Origin of the sequence: Microcoleus sp. F4-D5, from assembly GCF_036704885.1 — a bacterium.
Lineage (GTDB): Bacteria > Cyanobacteriota > Cyanobacteriia > Cyanobacteriales > Microcoleaceae > Microcoleus.
The window spans coordinates 1-17,271 of sequence record NZ_JAUBSX010000019.1 but is presented as its reverse complement, the minus strand read 5'-3'; the positions used below and the strand labels follow the sequence as shown (position 1 = coordinate 17,271).

Sequence of the window (17,271 nt, the reverse complement as noted above, 5' to 3'; positions counted from 1 at the left end):
CTAAAATCTAAAATCTAAAATCGATCTATGCTGGCAACGTTAAAGTAAAAGTTGACCCCTTGCCAAACTCGCTATCCACCGTAATTTCTCCCCCCAGCATCTGAGAGTATTTCTGTGCTATTGCCAAACCCAAACCCGTACCTCCGTACTTGCGGGTAGTCGAAGCATCAGCTTGCGTAAAAGGTTGAAATAACTTTTCTAGCTGTTCAGGAGTCATGCCAATCCCCGTATCAGTACAGTTAAAAATTAACTGTTCAGAATGCGTACTGTTGGAGTCATTTTTAATTCTTGTAACAGTTAGTGTAATTGTCCCTTTCTGAGTAAACTTAGCTGCGTTGCTCAGTAAATTAAACAAAATTTGAGTCAACTTAATTTGATCTGAATGCAATTCGCCAATATTATTAGGACACTCAACATTCAGGCGATTGGTGTTTCGCAAAAATAGCGGTTCAACAGTTGTCACTACATCTTGAACGGCCTCCAACACGTCAAAAGTTTCTAATTCAAGTTCCGCGCGACCGGCTTCTATCTTGGACAAGTCGAGAATATCGTTAATTAAGGTTAGTAAAAGCTGACCTGCATTGTGAATTCTTTCCAAATCCAAAATAAAATCTTTTTCGCCTAAATCTAAAGCCTCTTCTTGCAAAATCTCGCTGTAACCGATAATCGCATTCAGAGGAGTTCGCAGTTCGTGGCTCATGTTAGCCAAAAACTGACTTTTAGCCAAACTAGCGGCTTCTGCGGCTTCCTTTGCCTTGTAGAGTTCTGCCCCCGCTTGCAAGCGGTCAGTTACGTCGTGAGCCAGCACTAATTCAGCATTTCTGCTATCAAATAGCAGGGCATAAGAAGTAATTTCTACATCAATAATTGTTCCGTCTTTTTTCTGGTGCTGGCACACACCTGCAAAATTAATATCGGCATCTACTTGGGATATATTTGTTAGCAATCTAGGCAGCTCTTGGGAAGGACGGATGTCCGCAACAGTCATGTTGAGAAATTCGTCGCGAGTGTAGCCGTAATGTTGGATAGCTGCGAGATTGACGGCTATAAATTTCATAGTTTCTAAATCGTAAACCCACATCGGATGGGGGTTGTTTTTAAATAAAAGTCTGTAGCGTTCTTCCGAGGCTCGCAGTTCAGCTTCGGCTTGCTTGCGCTCGGTAATGTCGCGTACAACAGTGCAAATAATCTCGCGGCCGCCGTAGGAAATTACGCTGGCGCTTACTTCCACGTCCACGCAGGAACCGTCTCGACGGCGGTAAAGAACTTCGCCAAGTCTTACTTTTTTGTCAGCCAGCAGCAACTCGATATTGGTGTCAATTAGGTCTTTCGAGTAAGCGGTGATATCGTAAACAGTCAGTTGCGAAATCTGATCGAGACTGTAATCCAGCAAGTTTCTAAAAGCTGTATTGGCTTCCAAAAGGCGTTTGGTTTGAGCGTCCCACAGGAAAATGCAATCTGTAGCTTGCTCGACTACGCCTCGGTAGCGGGCTTTTTCCTCAAGTTGTTCGCTTTCGGCTTGGGCGATCGCGCTCAGCATTCCGTTGATAGTATGGGCAAGGTCGGACAACTCGTCTTCGCCCGTCACGGGCAGCCGCACGGAGAGGTCTTGGCTGCTGCTGACGCGGTTAACTGCTTTCGCCAAACCGCTCAACCGAGACAGTACAAGACGCTCTAGCAGCAGCAGAGTGCAGCCGACAAACCCAACTCCCGCTAACGCTACAGACCCCAGCAGGTACAGCAAACTAATTTGACCTTGCCGGTATATTTCTCTGGGGATATCCACTCGCAATAGCAGCGCCGGTCGATCGTAAATATCGCGGATCAAAGCGTAACCCGCGATCGACTCTTCGCTTAAAGGACGCACCAAAATCGGTTTTTTTTCCGACAGTTTCTCCCGCGCTTGCTGAAAGTCTGCAGGCAACCGAGCCTCATTAACGCTGTGTACGATTAGCGGCAAGCGAGTAATTTGAGAAACCTTCGCAATGCCCGCAGCATCCAAATTGCGCCCGAATATCAGCGTACCTCGGATCGGGCCGGTGCTTTTAGTCGTGAGAATAGGCCGGGAAGTAATCAGTATCGGCCCTGACGGTAGCAGCAGGATACCAGCGAGGCTGCTTTTGGCGTTGGGGTGCTGCAACAGCCGGTCGCTGAGAGAAATGCGCCGTTTTAATGCTTCTGGAATAGGCGTCAGTTTCAGCTTTTCGCTGTCCAAACCCGTACCGTAAACTATTTTGCCAGAAGTATTGACAAATACGGCGATATTAACTCTCACATTAGCGAGCCCTTCTGGAATTAAATTGGAGGCAATGAATTCTGAGTTGGGGTTTTGGATAAAATCGTAGGTGTCGTCCCAAGACGACCAGTCGGCAAAGCGCGAGTTGAATTCGTCTGCGGTTTGCCCGAACACGCTGAGCACTCCCTTGACAACCTGTGTGGCTTCTTGTTCTTCTGCTTTGACCACGCTGCCCAAGAGGATGCTTGATGAGGCGACATACAGAATGCCAGTCAGTCCAGCGATGGTAATGCCAACTATCGATAGTGTTTTCCGACGCAGTTTCATCTTGCCGTGTGTGTGGTGTCCGTCCGAAATCTCTACTCAGGAGCAATTTTACTGCTGTTTCAACCATGACCGAAAGCAATTTGGTCCGGGGTTCCCGATGTATTAGTGGGGTTGCTTTCTTCAATTCTAAAATCTAAAATCTAAAATCTAAAATCGATTGACTGCTGGGGCTGCACCTGCCTGCTAATTTTCCCAAACCTGCTGTTTGTGAGCTTCCTGGCAAATACCCAAGATGCGCCGATCGTTCTCGCTGATGCTGGAAATTTGGTAATACTGTTCCAGGTTGACAGAGTAGGGAGAGCGACTGCCGTCGTAACTGTCCACTACTGTTAAATTTAACTGAGTTCGATCGCTTGTGCCGTAAAAACAGTAAAAAGCAGACCGAGGCAGGTAAAAAGCGCCGATTACCTTACTCTGCCGCATTTCAAATACAAAATATTCTGTTTTAATTTCATCTGGCTTGCTCGACTGGCCGTAGAGGTAAATGCCCTCTGCTAAACCTGTGCTAGCCGAATCCGGCGCAGGATTTGGGGCAGATGGCGAGCTTAAAACGCCGGATTTGATGTCCGAGTTCCCAACCGGGCGTGCGGGGAATCCGATGCTAAAGTTACCGGGCGAGATAGCAAGCACGATCGCGATCGCTTCTAAACTTCCTGTCAATATCAAATAAGTCAAAACCACTCCAGACCCCAAAATTTTAAATAGCTGGTTCCAAGCGCCTCTTGTACCAGTTTCAAAAAGATCGTAGAGAAACCGGGTATTTGGCTGAATGCTGGCTATTAACTTGAAGGAACGATCGCCCGCCCGGTTCCTGAACTCAAATCTAAAATTTGTTTTGACAAATTTTGCGTCCGCCCCAAAAGTGCGATCGACCCCTCAAATTATCCCATTCTAGATTTTAAATTTTAGATTAAAGAATTGAACAATTGGGAATGACCTATTCTTTAAGGGCTTGGATCGCAGGTCTGCAGTTGCATTTTTTTTTACAGGTATAAACTCATATTTTGCACCGCTGTTAATCAGGCTTGCACCGCCGGGTTCTGGGGTGCACCCCACTATCAAATTTACTCTTTGTCAAACAGGCCGTCAGGATTTTTAAGCAAGAATTGTGCAAGATGCGAGTATAAAAGTATTCTTCCCAGCAGCGCCAACACATAAAAAAAGTTGAGATTGTGCGGAAAAATCTCAACTTTTTTAGTGACTAACTAGCCAAGTATTCTCGGACTTGAGATTGGCGGCGCCGCAGGTGGGCGAGGGCTTGATGTTCTAGCTGCCGCACCCGTTCCCGGCTGAGATTGAGCCGTTCTCCGACTTTCGCCAGCGACATTTCGGTGCCGTCTTCCAAACCGAAGCGCAGAATTATCACATCTCGCTGCTGGGGGGTCAGTTCTGATATCAAAGTATCGAGGTCTTGCCGCAGCAATTCCGAGGTAATGTAGTTGTCTGGAGATGCAGTTTCGTCTTCTAAGAGTTCTTGCAGTTCGGTATCTTGGTTGTCTCCTACCCGCAAGTCCAAAGAAACTGGATGTCTTGCCATCAGCAGGTATTCCCGAATTTGGGAAGGGTGCAGTTCCAAGGCTGCGGCAATTTCTGCGGGTGTGGGAGACCGGCCCAACTGCTGCGTGAGTTCCCGCTGCACTTTTTTGATTTTGTTGAGTTTTTCGGTGATGTGAATTGGCAATCGAATTGTGCGGGCGTGTTGGGCGATCGCACGAGTAATTGCTTGCCGAATCCACCAATAGGCATAGGTAGAAAATTTGTATCCCCGCATCGGGTCAAATTTTTCAACTCCTCGTTCTAAACCTAGGGTACCTTCTTGAATTAAATCCAAGAATTCCATATTGCGTTTCTGGTATTTTTTGGCGATCGCCACTACTAGTCGCAAATTCGCTTCAATCATCTTTTGCTTGGCGCGTCGCCCTAACTGCAATATCCGGTTCAGTTCAGCTTCGGTCAACTCCATTTCGGCAGCCCACTCATGCTGACTGGGTTCCCGCTGCCATTCTTTGGCAAGTTCTTGTTTTGCTTCGATTAATTTCATCATTTGCTGCACCTGCTTCCCGAAAACAATTTCTTCTTCTCGGGTTAACAGGGGTACGCGACCGATCTCGTGCAGATAGGTACGAACCGTATCCGTTGAGGAGTATGGCCGGCTGCCCATGCGATCGGCTTTCACTGTTTTGTTTTTGGGGGTTGTGGTGGACATGGGTGAGTATTGCACTCCTTGTAACAACAGATAAAAAGTTGGTGATACCCTGTCCCACTTTTGCAAGTGGGATAAAGACTGCGACAGGGGGGATGTTTCCCCTCCTGTTTATCGGTGACGATCGGTAGAAGCTTTTTGTTTGGATTACTTTTGTGCTTGATTTTTCAGTAATCCCCGTCGATTTTCGGTAGATCGCTAGCTTTAACGGCTAGTTTAAGGCGAAGTGAATTTAAGTTTACTTTGCTCAATATTATTCCAAATTTTGAGGATCGTAAAGGGTAAAAACCTCTGTCTTAAGGTCAAGATTCTACATTTTTCCTTAAGGTTTTAAATTCCCTGCTAGTTGTAACTGCAACTCAACTTCACAATACTCATGCAAACAGACTCATGCAATTCGAGGGCTTTATTTTGCTCTCTGTTCCATCATCGCTTGAAATTTTCTCGGTGCCTAGATGCTGCGATGCGAGATAACCGAACTCGATCGCCGTATTAGCTACGACTTACGCTTTAAAATATATATTGACATTTTTCTTAGAATATGCTATTGCAACTCGGCTGTGAGTAAGTAAAGGTGTAGAAAGGCTGGCTGTTGGGCTGTTTAAGTTGAATTGTGCCGCGATGCTCAACCATATTTAAGCTTAGGCAAGTTTTTTGAAGGTAGGGATGAGGGGTGAGGGGGTGAAAGGGGAAAAGCTTCTGGCCCAAAGCTGGGGGCTAATTTTTTTTGACGTTGGATGGACTTTTTCCTTGATAACTAAGGCAAAAATCAGGTATTTCGGTCATTACCAGCGATCGCCAATTTTTTGCAAGGATTAACTTACAGTAACATTGGCCTAATTTCTGTAATTAATCTAGCCTTTTTGTCAATCTAAAATCCCAAATCCATTTTAGCAGCTTCTGCCTCGGCAAATACTTGTTCGTCGGGCATTTCTTGCCAGTCAATATCCCCGATTTCCCTGTAGAATTGCTCGTCGTAAGGACGAGTTTGCACGACTACGGGCATCGGTACGGCGTGCCCCAAAACTAATGCTTGCTGTTTGGAATCGAGTTTAGCCAAAACCGATCGCAAACTCTGCCCTCCAGAAACGCCGGTGAAAATAGCATCGATGTCTTTATCGTCGTTTAACAAGGCTGTAATGCGAGTGCCGACTTGCGACATGACTTCGGCATCGATGCCGGAGGGGCGCTGGTCTACAATTAGCAGGGTTACGAAGTATTTTCGCATTTCTCGGGCAATTGTACCGAAAATAGTCGATCGGACGATCGCCGGATCGAGAAAGCGGTGAGCTTCCTCAATGGTAATCACCAACGGCTGCGGGCGATCGCACGGATTTTTGCTCTGCAAAAACTTCTCAGCTTTCCGTACATAAGCTTGGTGAATGCGGCGAGTAATCACGTTGGCCGCCAACATATACGACAGCAAATCCGAGTGCGAACCAAACTCAATTACTACATTTTTTCCACCATCTAAACACTGCAAAACTTCAGTTACATAATTTTTCTGACAGCGCGTGCGGATGTATTTCAAATCGTTTAATCGCTCTAACTTCCGCTGCAAAGCCATAATCGAAGACTTATTTCCCCGCTTTTCTTCGCAAAACATTTGGATATCTTCGTTGGTCATTTCCAGCAACTTATTTATCCAACCGCTGCCCAGTTCGTTCCGCAAAATAATCGCATTTTCGATACTAGCTTCCGACAAATTCAACTCGCGCTGCACCAGCGCGATGTCTTCGACTTCAATTTGATCGAAACTTAAAAATAGCTCTTGAGCGTCGCGGACTCCCCGGCGTTTTGTCGATTCTGGATCGAGGGTATAAATCTGAATTTGACCGGGAAACAACTGGCGCAAACCTTTAACAGTGCTGAACTGTTTCCCTTCCGAAACTGCTTCCCACCCGTACTCCGAGTGCATATCAAAAATTAGATTAACCGCAGCTTGCTTGCGAATAATTCCCGATAGCAGCAAGCGCGTCAGAAAAGATTTTCCCGTTCCCGACTTGCCAAAAACTCCGTTGCTGCGTTCCACAAACCGATCTAAATCCAAGCACACAGCAACGTCCATGTCAATCGGTTTGCCGATCGCAAAATTGCGGCGGTACGGGTCATCTTCCCAGCCAAAAACTGCCCGAAAATCGGTTTCTTTGGCATCAAACACCTGCGAAAAGTGGCTGGGAATAGTTTTGACCGGCAGCAACTCAATATCCGCGCCCGTTTGTGACTCAAAAGAAGCCAAATTTCCTAAAGCCAACTCCTTCTCGCGGACTCCGCCGTTTTTCGTCGGGTCGAAAATTGCCTGCTGTTTTTCTCGTTCCGCAGTCAGCATCAACATCGGCGACAGTTCGATCGTACCGTAGGTGCTGCTACCGGCTAGCACTGCTAGAAGAAAATCGTCGTCGGGATTGGGAGGGTTCGATAAAATGCGGGCGCTGGAAGTTCCGAGAGACACGTCGGTGAGCATGCAGAAAAAGTGCGATCGCACCCCCCGCACTACTAGAAATTTTCCCACCCTCATATCTTCCACCGAAACGTCGGCGTGCAGTCGCACTTCTAATCCCTTGCTCAGGGAGCCTTGAATAACAGAGCCTAACGGTCGATCCATTTTAGATTTTAGATTTTAGATTTTAGATTGTTAATAATCGAGCAATTTTCGCTGGGCAATTTTTTATTTTAGATTTTCGATTGTTAACAGTCAACTAATTACCATTCCGATTCTAGTGGCAAGTCAAAAAAACTCGGATTCAGATGTATATCGGTCAAATCAGTTTCGCTCAAATAAGCGTCGGTCAAAAATACCCCTTTTAAACTTGCACCTTTGAGGTTAGCACCTTTGAGGTTAGCACCTCTAAGATTAACTCGGAATAAATGAGCATCGCTCAAGTCTACCTCAGTTAAATCTGCTCCCTCCAAATTTACTCTCATCAAATCTGCTTTTCTGAGGTCAGCTTCGTTTAACTTCGCGCCGCTGAGGTCAGCTTTTGTCAAGTCTACACCTCTTAAGTCTGCCCCGCTCAAGTTAGCGAACAGCAAAGTAGCTCCGGTGAAATCTGTCTCCCTCAAATCGGCATCGCTTAAATTAGCCCCGCTGAGGTCGGCTCTTGTTAAGTCTACACCCCGGAGGTCAGCAGAACTCAAGTTTACTTGGTGCAAAATTGCGCCGCTTAAATCGGCTCCTCTTAAATCAGTTCCCTCCAAGTTTGCACCTTTGAGATAAGCTTTTTTTAAGCTGGCTCTGGTGAGGTCTACATTTTTGAGATTAACCGAACTTAAGTTAGAACCGCTCAAATTAGCTCCGCTTAAATCTGACCCATTTAAGTCTGCTCCCGTTAAGTTTACCCCTTGCAGCGATACATTGGGAGCAATTAAATAAGCGCCGCCCAGACCCGGATCGATGCCTTCTGAAAACAATGTTTTGTTGCTGTAAACAGCTTTTTCCAAAATCGTGCCGCTCAAACTGGCTTCCCTCAAGTCCGCGCCGCTGAGGTTGGCTCCTGCTAAGTTTGCCCGATCGAGTTTTGCACCAAATAAAATAGCTTTGTATAAGTTGGTCCGCCGCAAATCGGCTCCTTTTAAATCGGCTTCGGTCAAATCTACCATAGCCAGATTTAAGCCGGGGAGAGAAGCATTGGGAGCTAGCAAAAATGCTCCCATTGCACCCGGGTCAATATCGTCGGGAAAGATAGTCCGGTTGTTGTAGACGGCTTTGTCTAAAATGGCCCCGCTCAACTGAGAACCGCGCAAATCAGCTCCGCTGAGGTTGGCTCTGGTTAAGTTGGCTTCCTGGAAATTTGCTCCAACTAAATTAGCCTTGATCAAACTTGCTTGTTTGAGGTTGGTTTGAGTGAGTTCTGCTCCTACCAGAGTAGCTTCTCGGAGGACAGCACCGGTCAAATCCGCTCTAGTGAGGTTAGCTAAATTGAGAAATGATTCACCTAAATCCGCCCCGCTGAGATTGGCGCCGGTGAGGTCGGCTTCGATCAGGTCTGCATACCTGAGCATAGCGTCGCTGAGGTTGGTTTCTCGGAGGTCGGTGCCTCTGAGGTTTGCTCCCCGGAGTTCCGCACCGCCGAGGTTGGTGCCTTTAAGCGGTTGTCCCCTGAGGTCGAGTCGGTGCAGAAAGTCACCAACGTTCATTTCCATGTCAAATTCACCCTCTGTATTCCGATACTTTTTTCCTAACCTTTGAAATCAAGTTAGATATTCTGAAAGTACCTTGGCTGAGTTCTGGTCAAAACCATTGTAATCATCAATAGCCACAACAGGTGCATCTGGCGGATAGTGTTCTGGAATATCGTCAACGGCTACCCAAGGTGAGTTTTCGGCTTGATTTTGTCGAAGATATTCAAGAACTTCCTGGTGTCGTAGATATTTGTGTTGGTGAATATTTTTGGGGTTGAGAAAAGGGGTGAATCCGATAATACGGGTAGCGATATCTGGTGAAAATAATGGCGGGATTACCTCGAAGGGAAACATTTCACGCCAAGACGATGAAATTACTACTCGTGCATTAGGGTAGGAACGAAGAACATTTTCAAAGTGATTGAGGCAATCTGAATTAAATTTCATTATCTCTGTTTGCCAGCTCGATGTTTCATGTCTTCTGTCTGGAATAAGTACACCATCAATGTCTAAAAAAATTAACATTAACTAAAACTCCTAATGAATAATTTAATGACTATTAATACTGTTTAATAATATAAATTTGCATCTACGATACTCTCTCAAATCTCCGCTGCATCGACTTGTTAGACTGCAACCAACTTTGTTGTTAACTGTTTTTCTTGGCTGCTGCTTTCTGAGGAAATAAAGATGCTGGTATCAACAAGTATTGTTCTGTAATTCACAGTTTTTCTTGGCTTCTGCGTTCCCCCCTGCTGGGGTAGGGGGGTTGCCTTCTACCTTCTAGCTTCAGCGAATAGGGGCAAAACTGTAGATTTTTTGAGGTTCGAGCCGATCGCAAATTCCGGTTAATTCTGACAAAAGGAATGTCTCGCGATCGAGCTGGACTTGCAGGGTTTTGAGCGGATCTGCACCGGAGGAAACCATGAATTCTAATGTTTCCAAATTCGGCTCGGTGCTGATTTCGCGCAGAATTTTGCCGATCGCCTTGACGTAAGGATGGTTTACCTCCGAGTACCAGTCGGGGGCTGCGAGTCCGGGTTGATCGAAGCCGAGGTGAACGATGAGGGAGCCTTCTCCGAAAAGGGCTATTCCGACCGGCCGCGCTTCTTCTTGCAGCAGCAAGTGCTGGCTAGCCGCCAAATGCCGCAGTTTTTCGAGGTGTTCGTAACGATTTTGAATAGCAGAATCTTCCTCTTTTCCTTCTGCTTTCTGGCTTCTGGCTTCTTCCTTCGTTTCGTTCCACTGAATTGCCACTGTTACTAAATAAGTTTGCAGTAGCATATGACCGAGTTTTTCGGCTTTTGTTGCCAGATAGATCGAGTTGTAATCTGTGGCTTCAATTAGTAAGGGGACGCGATCGGCTACTTCAATGCCGTAACCTTTCAAACCGGCAATTTTGCGCGGGTTGTTGGTAATCAACCGAATTTTTTGAACTCCCAAATCGTTGAGCATTTGCGCTCCGACGCCGTAGTTTCGCAAGTCGGCGGGAAATCCCAACCGTTCGTTAGCTTCTACTGTATCGAATCCCAAATCTTGCAGCGAGTAAGCTTTTAGTTTATTTACCAATCCAATGCCCCGACCTTCTTGGCGCAAATAAACGATGACGCCAGAACCGACATTTTCGATCATTTTCAGTGCCGCTTGCAGTTGCATCCGGCAGTCGCAGCGCAGGGAGCCCAAAGCATCGCCGGTCAGGCATTCGGAATGCACCCGCACCATCACGGGTTTGTCTTTAAATTCTGCCGGGTCGCCCTTGACAATAGCAACGTGTTCTGAATTGTCTTGAGTGTCGCGGTAGGCGTAAATCATAAACTCGCCGAATTGAGTGGGCAATTTGGCGACAGTTTCGCGGCGGACGAATCGATCGTGCTTGAGCCGGTAGCTAATTAAGTCGGCAATACTGATTATTTTGAGGTTGTGGGTTTTGGCGTACTCGATTAATTCGGGCAACCTCGCCATCGAACCGTCGGGGTTTTGAATTTCGCAGATGACGCCGCTGGGATACAGACCGGCGAGTCTGGCGAGGTCAACCGAGGCCTCGGTGTGACCGGCGCGTTTGAGGACGCCGCCGTCGATCGCCCGCAGGGGGAAAATGTGACCGGGACGGCGCAAGTCTTGAGGTTTGGTGTCCGGGTGGATGGCGACTTGGATGGTGCGGGCGCGGTCTTCGGCCGAGATGCCGGTACTGACGCCGTTGACTGCATCGATGCTGACGGTGAAGGCAGTTTGGTTGTTGTCAGTGTTTTTGCTGACCATCAGGGGCAGTTCCAGGCGATCGAGCCTTTCGCCACTCAAGGCCAGACAAATCAAACCCCGCGCGTTGACGGCCATAAAATTGATGTTGTCGGGGGTGGCGAATTGGGCGGCACAAATCACATCGCCTTCGTTTTCGCGATTTTCGTCATCGACTACTACCAAGGGGCGACCTGCTTTGAGGTCTGCGAGGGCGCTGTCAATTGAGTCAAATTGAAAGGATTGAGTTGAGGAGTTGTTATTGGGCACAGAGAAGTTCAAGCTATAAACAGTAATGTTATGGAAATAGAATCTATTTTTGATTGTAACCTTTTGTTTCCGGCAGGGCGATCGCCCAATCCAGATGAGTTTGACAATATTTCTCAACTCACTTACTATAATTATTGCATCTTGTCAACAAAATATTTCCCTAATATTTCATGAGCTTGACTGATATCGCGAATATTTTAGGTAAACCGTACTTCCAAGCTCCTAATTGCCTAATTTATAACATGGATTGTTTGGAAGCATTGAAGCTGCTGCCGGATCAATTTGTAGATTGAACCGTTACCAGCCCGCCTTATAACATCGGCAAAGAGTACGAAAAATCCTTGGGGTTAGATGAGTATTTAAACTGGTGCCAGCAGTGGATAGCCGAGGTTTATCGGCTAACGCTCGATCGAGGAGCTTTTTGGCTGAATTTAGGTTATTTGTCAATTCGCGATCGGGCAAAAGCAATTCCGATTTCCTACCTGCTTTGGGACAAAGTGCCTTTTTATCTGATTCAAGAAGTTGTCTGGAACTACGGCGCGGGAGTTGCGGGCAGCAAGTTCTTTTCGCCCCGCAATGAAAAGTTTCTCTGGTATGTGAAAAATCAAGACAAGTATACATTTAATTTGGATGAAGTGCGCGACCCAAATGTGAAATACCCGAATCAGAAAAAGAACGGCAAGATTAAAGTAAACTTAAAAGGCAAAAATCCGACGGATGTTTGGCAGTTCCCAAAAGTTACCTCGGGGAAAAATCGAGCTTCAAAAGAATGCACGCCTCATCCAGCTCAATTTCCTGTTGCTGTTGTCGATCGCATCATCAAGTCTGCATCGAATTTAAACGACATTGTTTTAGATCCGTTTATGGGTTCCGGTACTACAGCAATTGTGGCTCTGGGTTTGCAGCGTCAAGTTATTGGATTTGAAATTAGGGCTGATTACTGTGAGATTGTGGCTAATAGAATCGATGATTTTTTGAGGGACAAGGAACTCAGAGAAGCACAGTTATCTTTTTTCTAGAGTTGGTAAATTGCAGGAACTTAATTTAAATTGTTCCAGAGCGGGCGAGCGGTCTCAAGCGATCGTCTTAAGCGCCGATCGCACTGCCCAGAAAGTAGCGCTATTGTTAAAACGCTGACCCAACATCTGAGAAAATCTTATTACCACACAATACGATTTTCTCAGATGACCGCAATAACTTGGCCAAAGTGGCTCCCTTATCCTATCTCCTGGATGCGAGCCTGTGCACTGCTCTACACTCTTACTCTCCTAGTTAAGTCTCAACTTCCCCTCCGACACAGTGACAGCATTTTCGCCGTCATGATTGGAGCCTGGGTTACAGTACCGTTTGTGTTTACCTTTTTTCATTGGGCAATTGCATCTGCTGTAAAGCCCTTGCTGACACATCTACCAGCGCATCCTAAGCTTGATGGTGTCCGCCAGTACCTAATTGACCGCTGGCCTGGCTTGAAGCGAGCGCACTGGAAAGAAGGGTTAAATGCTTTCATTATCAGTTTTGTAGCGTTTATTATCTCAGCCTTTGTTGTGTCTTACCTGGTGCCGATTCCTAGTAAAGCCGACGCTTACGAGTACGATTTTTACTTGCTAAGGCGAAGCATGATCTTGCTGAAACTCGACATAATCCCCATCGGGATGATGATAATTTCAGCCTACCTTTACCAGTACGATCTGTGGGCTCGGCATCGACGGGCTGCAAAGTCAGCCGCCAAAGCTAAAGCTCAGGAGGCTACAAAAAAGCGCTCGCCCAATTCTAACTCACCGCCTCCGAATCCGGTAGAACAAGAACTCAACCAGCTCAAAGCCACAACTGGAATGAATCGGATGAAGTCAGTAAGACGATCGACCCAGCCAACTCCTGAAGTTGCTCAATGGTATGTATTTCGCAGCGGAGAAGCCAAGGGGCCCTATACCAAATTGCAATTATGGGAGGTTCAGGCAATCACAGCCCGAACCAAAGTCCGGCGCGGGGAAGCCGAGTGGCAGCGCGCCGGTGAAATTCCAGAATTAGCGTCGTACCTCACTCAAAAATAAGACAGTTAAATAATTCACTCTCAAAAAAATTCTCGGCGACAGTAACGCAATCAGCACGTAAAGCCCCCAGAAACAGCACAAAACTCAACGGATCGAGAGGGTGATAACCGCAGTGAAATGCTGTCTGAGCAACTATTATCTGGCAATGCGACATGAAACGATACAATCTAAATTTGGCGATCGCCCGTGTCTGTTCTCAACAATCTCAGCTCAACGGCAATGGTTGAAATCCGAGCAGGTTTGCCAAGATGTCCAGGGCATGATTCTTGTCACTTCGATGCTTGATGGCGTTGCAATCAATAAGTATTTTCTGGGCTGACTGTTGAGAATGGATTGGTGGGTATGAATGACTAGCACAACCAGCGATACAGAGATGATTTTTACCTCTGTTTCCGTTCAAATCCCGATCGATTGCTTGAATAGTAACTGCGAGGTCAGAACAGCAATCCGGCAAGAAATTGAAGCCACGCCGCTACTCCCTAAAAAGGAACTGCCAGAGATAGGGAATGGCAAGGAGATTAAATTGATAGACCACTGATTTGAGATTTACGGCCTAGCTTTTTTTAGTATTAATCTATTATGTTCAAGTCTTTTTTCTTCCTTTATTGTAGAGAATGGTACTGTTGTCATCGATTTTTTCGATGCTGCGATCGCATGAGTCTGTCAAGCGTTCGGTAGAAAAAGACGATAGGATTCGCTGTCCATCAGAATTCTGAAACCCAGCCACATCAGCACGAAAGGGAAAAACTTGCTCGCATAACGGCTGAGCACCACAGCAATACCAGGTAGATGCGTCAGAGTATAGGACATAAACAGCCAGCAGCCAACAATAAAATAGCAAATCGGTACGATCACAGCCAGATTTTGAATGCTGCTAGTAGCAAATAGGGGAATATAGATGCCAAGATTGTTGCCGCCGTTAGAAATCGTGACTGCGGAAACGCGATAAGTCTGCGGATCGCGAATTATTTCCCAGAGCGATCGCCTTCTTGAATCAAAGCCTCGAAATTTAGAGTTTCTTTTCAGATTATCTGACTTATCTTCGGCTGAATCATCCTTGTTAAGGTTGAGTAAATTATTCAAGCCAATGAGTATCGGCAAAATCCCCAGTAGCCCAGTCCAAGTTGAGGGAATTGCTAGCCCCAGCAAAAAACCAACTAAACTGACCGCGATTAATGCGGTGAACCCCAGAAGCTCACCCACCACAACGTGTTGAGGACGAAAAGTACGATTGACCTCACTGAAGAAGGCCGTCAGATAAATGTTGTCGTCAAAAGTTGTTGCGACAGCAACAGCCAGTCCGATCTTAATTGTTGCAATTAACCAATCCATTACCATCTCTCGCTCAATACCTATCCGATCGCCGAAACTACCGATTTCTCAACCGCTGTGAAAAATCACCATAATCTCGATATGATAATGTGAGTATCGCATATTGGGTGTAACAAGCGAGCAAATTTGGTAGTTTATCCGTATCAAGCGGTGCTTTGACTTGAGCCCCCATCTTCAATTCATCCAAGAATGTCCATCACCTGTGTTTATCAAAGGAGTCATTATGATTAGCCGTTTGATTGACCTTCTGCCCAGAGGCAGAGGTCAAAATATCTTACGGTCGCTCAGTTCGGCCGCTCGCAGATCGGCGGCCTATCGGTTGGCAGGTCTGTTTTGTATCGGCCTGGTCTCGGTTTTGGTCTTGAGTCTGGCTTTTGACAGTCATGCTGTTGCCGCTTCTGCCTCTGGCAATGTACTCTCCCCTGCAGTCAGTCAGGTAAATCAGGTCAAATTGCCTAAAGACTCAACAATCCGGTTACTGGAAACGGTGGGACTGTTTGTGGGGGGCATACTTTTCTGTGTAGTTTTGGATCGCTGGTTTTCTAACCGTTCTGCTCAATCGGGCAACACACCCTTAGCTGAGCAAGCGCGGCGGCTCAAGCAACTCAAAATCGGTTATCCAGAGGGTATGACAAATCTGGAAGTCATGCGCGATCGAGGTTTGCTCGAAAGCCGTTTGCGACCATTTGGGCTGATTGTTACTTGGACGAGCTTCTTATCAGCTTCTTCTCTGATAGAAGCATTAAGCAACGGGACGATCGATTTCTGCGGCGGCGGTGGTACGGCCAGCATCTTCTCGCAAGCAGCGGATCATGTGTTTGTGCGGGTGGCTAAAGAAAAATATACTGCTCCCAAAGGTCAAGCGATTCTAGTACCAGAAGATTCGCCAATTCAGACGGTTGCCGACCTGAAGGGTAAAAAGATAGCTTTTGACAAAGGCTCAAGCGCTCATTACGTGCTGGTGCGAGCACTGGCAAAAGTGGGATTAGAGTTTAGTGACATTGAGCCAATTTATGTGACCCAGCCACAGGCGTTGCGCCTATTCCGACAAGGTGAAGTCGATGCTTGGGTGATTTGGGTTCCGTACACGACAACTCAAGCCCGAAGCGCTTATCCAGGGCGATCGATTGCAGACTTAGAGAGCATCTTTGGTGACAAAGCCTCTTTAGAAGTTCCGACCTATTACTACGCGATTCCAGAGTTAGTACGCGACTATCCCGACTTGCTCAAGGTGATTTTAGAAGAGGTAAATGAAGCGGGAGCTTGGGCTAAGAAACAGGAATTAGAAGCTGCTGTGCGATTGGCAGAACACCATGAAATAGATCCATCGATTGTAGAAATTTTACAGCAACGTAGTGCGGAACGCGCTATTATCCCGATCGACGACCAATCGCTCACTGCCCTACAGCACCAGGCAAATATATTTAGAGATTTAGATCTGATTCCTGAGCGGGTGAATGTGAAAGATGGAACCTATAGCTTGCAGACCAAGCAAAATTGGACTTATTAATCTGACAATTACACTCGAATGTAATTTTTGTCTGATTTGACCTATGTTTTTTTAGCACAAGTCGGTCAAATATCAGCTCTGTCTGGGTTTCCGGCGGGGTTGTCACCCCGCCACCGGCAAACATACATCTTGATTAGCTGCATTGCCCGCATTTTTCCTAAAAAAAAACCCTCAACTTTGTGAGGGCTTTGCGATGCCAGGAACGAGACTTGAACTCGTGACACGTGGATTTTCAGTCCACTGCTCTACCAACTGAGCTATCCCGGCTTGTTTTTTCGCGCTTTACTATCTTAGCAGACACATACAGAATTTAGCAAGCACTTTTTTAAATTAATTTTCGATCGCCCGAACCGCCCTCCTGTAAGCTAAAAGCTGCAACCTAAAATCCAAGAATCGCAATGGCACAGCAACATCGGGACAGCGAGGGCAAGAGTCTGCTTGTCTTGGGCATAATTTGGCTGCTGGGGGCAATTAGCGATCGCCTCTGGTTTGCCCTCGATCGATCTGTCCCGGCGTGGGATCAAGCAGACTATCTGACTAGCACCCTGAAATACTTGCAGGCGTTGCAGCATCCTCAGTGGTTTTCCGGGGAGTGGTGGACAAACTTCTGGCTGCTTTCGACGAAAATTCCGCCCTTGGCATACATCTTAACGGTTCCATTTCTTCAGGTTTTCGGTACTGGGGGCGATCGGGCAACCCTCGTTCATCTATTATTTAGTGCAATTCTCCTCGCTTCAGTCTACAGTCTAGGCGTCCAATTATTTAACCGGCAAGTCGGTTTGTGGGCCGCTGCAATTTGCGTTTTGTTACCGGGACTTTATCGGTTCCGCTTGCAATTTTTGCTCGACTATCCCCTCACTGCGGCGATTACTTTTGCTTTCTATTGTTTGACAATGTGGAAGGCTTCTGAAGGAAGAAGGAAGAAGGAAGAAGGAAGAAGGAAGAAGGAAGAAGGAAGAAGGAAGAAGGAAGAAGGAAGAAGGAA

General features: G+C 46.6%; 12 protein-coding genes, 1 tRNA gene and 1 pseudogene. 5 read left to right on the top strand and 9 right to left on the bottom strand.

Annotated features, from left to right (window positions below; all coding sequences use genetic code 11):
- Nucleotides 1-25: 25 nt before the first annotated feature.
- The 7 genes from QUA80_RS11535 to ribBA form a co-directional block, all read right to left on the bottom strand.
- Nucleotides 26-2,563, bottom strand: a complete 2,538-nt coding sequence (locus QUA80_RS11535) for a CHASE4 domain-containing protein (RefSeq protein WP_333424235.1) — start codon at nucleotides 2,561-2,563, stop codon at nucleotides 26-28.
- Between the two features lie 183 nt (nucleotides 2,564-2,746).
- A complete protein-coding gene (locus QUA80_RS11530; RefSeq protein WP_333424334.1) occupies nucleotides 2,747-3,244 on the bottom strand; it encodes a hypothetical protein in 498 nt (165 codons plus the stop codon).
- Nucleotides 3,245-3,764: 520 nt separating this feature from the next.
- A complete protein-coding gene (locus QUA80_RS11525; protein ID WP_333244616.1) occupies nucleotides 3,765-4,769 on the bottom strand; it encodes an RNA polymerase sigma factor, RpoD/SigA family in 1,005 nt (334 codons plus the stop codon).
- 868 nt (nucleotides 4,770-5,637) lie between these two features.
- Nucleotides 5,638-7,371 carry an ATP-binding protein gene (locus QUA80_RS11520; RefSeq protein WP_333424233.1) on the bottom strand — a complete coding sequence of 578 codons (1,734 nt, stop codon included), beginning with the start codon at nucleotides 7,369-7,371 and terminating at the stop codon, nucleotides 5,638-5,640.
- Nucleotides 7,372-7,469: 98 nt separating this feature from the next.
- On the bottom strand, nucleotides 7,470-8,909 hold the full coding sequence (locus QUA80_RS11515; RefSeq protein WP_333424231.1) for a pentapeptide repeat-containing protein: 1,440 nt from the start codon (nucleotides 8,907-8,909) through the stop codon (nucleotides 7,470-7,472).
- 48 nt (nucleotides 8,910-8,957) lie between these two features.
- The gene (locus tag QUA80_RS11510; protein ID WP_333424230.1) at nucleotides 8,958-9,413 is read right to left on the bottom strand and encodes an HAD domain-containing protein; all 456 of its coding nucleotides are present in this window, start codon (nucleotides 9,411-9,413) and stop codon (nucleotides 8,958-8,960) included.
- Between the two features lie 264 nt (nucleotides 9,414-9,677).
- Complete coding sequence (ribBA, locus tag QUA80_RS11505; protein ID WP_333424228.1) at nucleotides 9,678-11,393, bottom strand: bifunctional 3,4-dihydroxy-2-butanone-4-phosphate synthase/GTP cyclohydrolase II; 1,716 nt, start codon at nucleotides 11,391-11,393, stop codon at nucleotides 9,678-9,680.
- Between the two features lie 308 nt (nucleotides 11,394-11,701).
- Between ribBA and QUA80_RS11500 the strand changes: the two are divergent.
- The 3 genes and pseudogenes from QUA80_RS11500 to QUA80_RS11490 all read left to right on the top strand — a co-directional run.
- Nucleotides 11,702-12,412: pseudogene (locus QUA80_RS11500) on the top strand (DNA-methyltransferase); the annotation flags it as partial.
- A 300-nt stretch (nucleotides 12,413-12,712) separates the two neighbouring features.
- A complete protein-coding gene (locus QUA80_RS11495) occupies nucleotides 12,713-13,444 on the top strand; it encodes a DUF4339 domain-containing protein (RefSeq protein WP_333424226.1) in 732 nt (243 codons plus the stop codon).
- Nucleotides 13,445-13,790: 346 nt separating this feature from the next.
- Nucleotides 13,791-13,982, top strand: a complete 192-nt coding sequence (locus QUA80_RS11490; protein ID WP_333424224.1) for a hypothetical protein — start codon at nucleotides 13,791-13,793, stop codon at nucleotides 13,980-13,982.
- Nucleotides 13,983-14,107: 125 nt separating this feature from the next.
- Here the strand turns inward: QUA80_RS11490 and QUA80_RS11485 are convergent, their stop codons facing one another.
- A complete protein-coding gene (locus tag QUA80_RS11485) occupies nucleotides 14,108-14,776 on the bottom strand; it encodes a cadmium resistance transporter (RefSeq protein ID WP_333424222.1) in 669 nt (222 codons plus the stop codon).
- Nucleotides 14,777-14,999: 223 nt separating this feature from the next.
- On the opposite strand from QUA80_RS11485, the gene QUA80_RS11480 reads away from it, so the two are divergent.
- Nucleotides 15,000-16,286 carry an aliphatic sulfonate ABC transporter substrate-binding protein gene (locus QUA80_RS11480; protein ID WP_333424220.1) on the top strand — a complete coding sequence of 429 codons (1,287 nt, stop codon included), beginning with the start codon at nucleotides 15,000-15,002 and terminating at the stop codon, nucleotides 16,284-16,286.
- 194 nt (nucleotides 16,287-16,480) lie between these two features.
- Here the strand turns inward: QUA80_RS11480 and QUA80_RS11475 are convergent.
- Nucleotides 16,481-16,553: transfer RNA gene (locus QUA80_RS11475), tRNA-Phe, on the bottom strand.
- 131 nt (nucleotides 16,554-16,684) lie between these two features.
- Here QUA80_RS11475 and QUA80_RS11470 point away from each other — a divergent pair.
- Nucleotides 16,685-17,271: glycosyltransferase family 39 protein (locus QUA80_RS11470; protein WP_333424218.1), on the top strand; the 587-nt coding region annotated here is incomplete at its 3' end.

Bases quoted from the DNA above. Each gene is read 5' to 3' on its own strand.
- QUA80_RS11495 (WP_333424226.1), top strand. From the start codon at position 12,713: ATGATTGGAGCCTGGGTTACAGTACCGTTTGTGTTTACCTTTTTTCAT.
- QUA80_RS11525 (WP_333244616.1), bottom strand. From the start codon at position 4,769: ATGTCCACCACAACCCCCAAAAACAAAACAGTGAAAGCCGATCGCATG.
- QUA80_RS11480 (WP_333424220.1), top strand. From the start codon at position 15,000: ATGATTAGCCGTTTGATTGACCTTCTGCCCAGAGGCAGAGGTCAAAAT.
- QUA80_RS11535 (WP_333424235.1), bottom strand. From the start codon at position 2,563: ATGAAACTGCGTCGGAAAACACTATCGATAGTTGGCATTACCATCGCT.
- QUA80_RS11515 (WP_333424231.1), bottom strand. From the start codon at position 8,909: ATGGAAATGAACGTTGGTGACTTTCTGCACCGACTCGACCTCAGGGGA.
- QUA80_RS11490 (WP_333424224.1), top strand. From the start codon at position 13,791: ATGACTAGCACAACCAGCGATACAGAGATGATTTTTACCTCTGTTTCC.
- QUA80_RS11485 (WP_333424222.1), bottom strand. From the start codon at position 14,776: ATGGATTGGTTAATTGCAACAATTAAGATCGGACTGGCTGTTGCTGTC.
- QUA80_RS11510 (WP_333424230.1), bottom strand. From the start codon at position 9,413: ATGTTAATTTTTTTAGACATTGATGGTGTACTTATTCCAGACAGAAGA.
- QUA80_RS11520 (WP_333424233.1), bottom strand. From the start codon at position 7,371: ATGGATCGACCGTTAGGCTCTGTTATTCAAGGCTCCCTGAGCAAGGGA.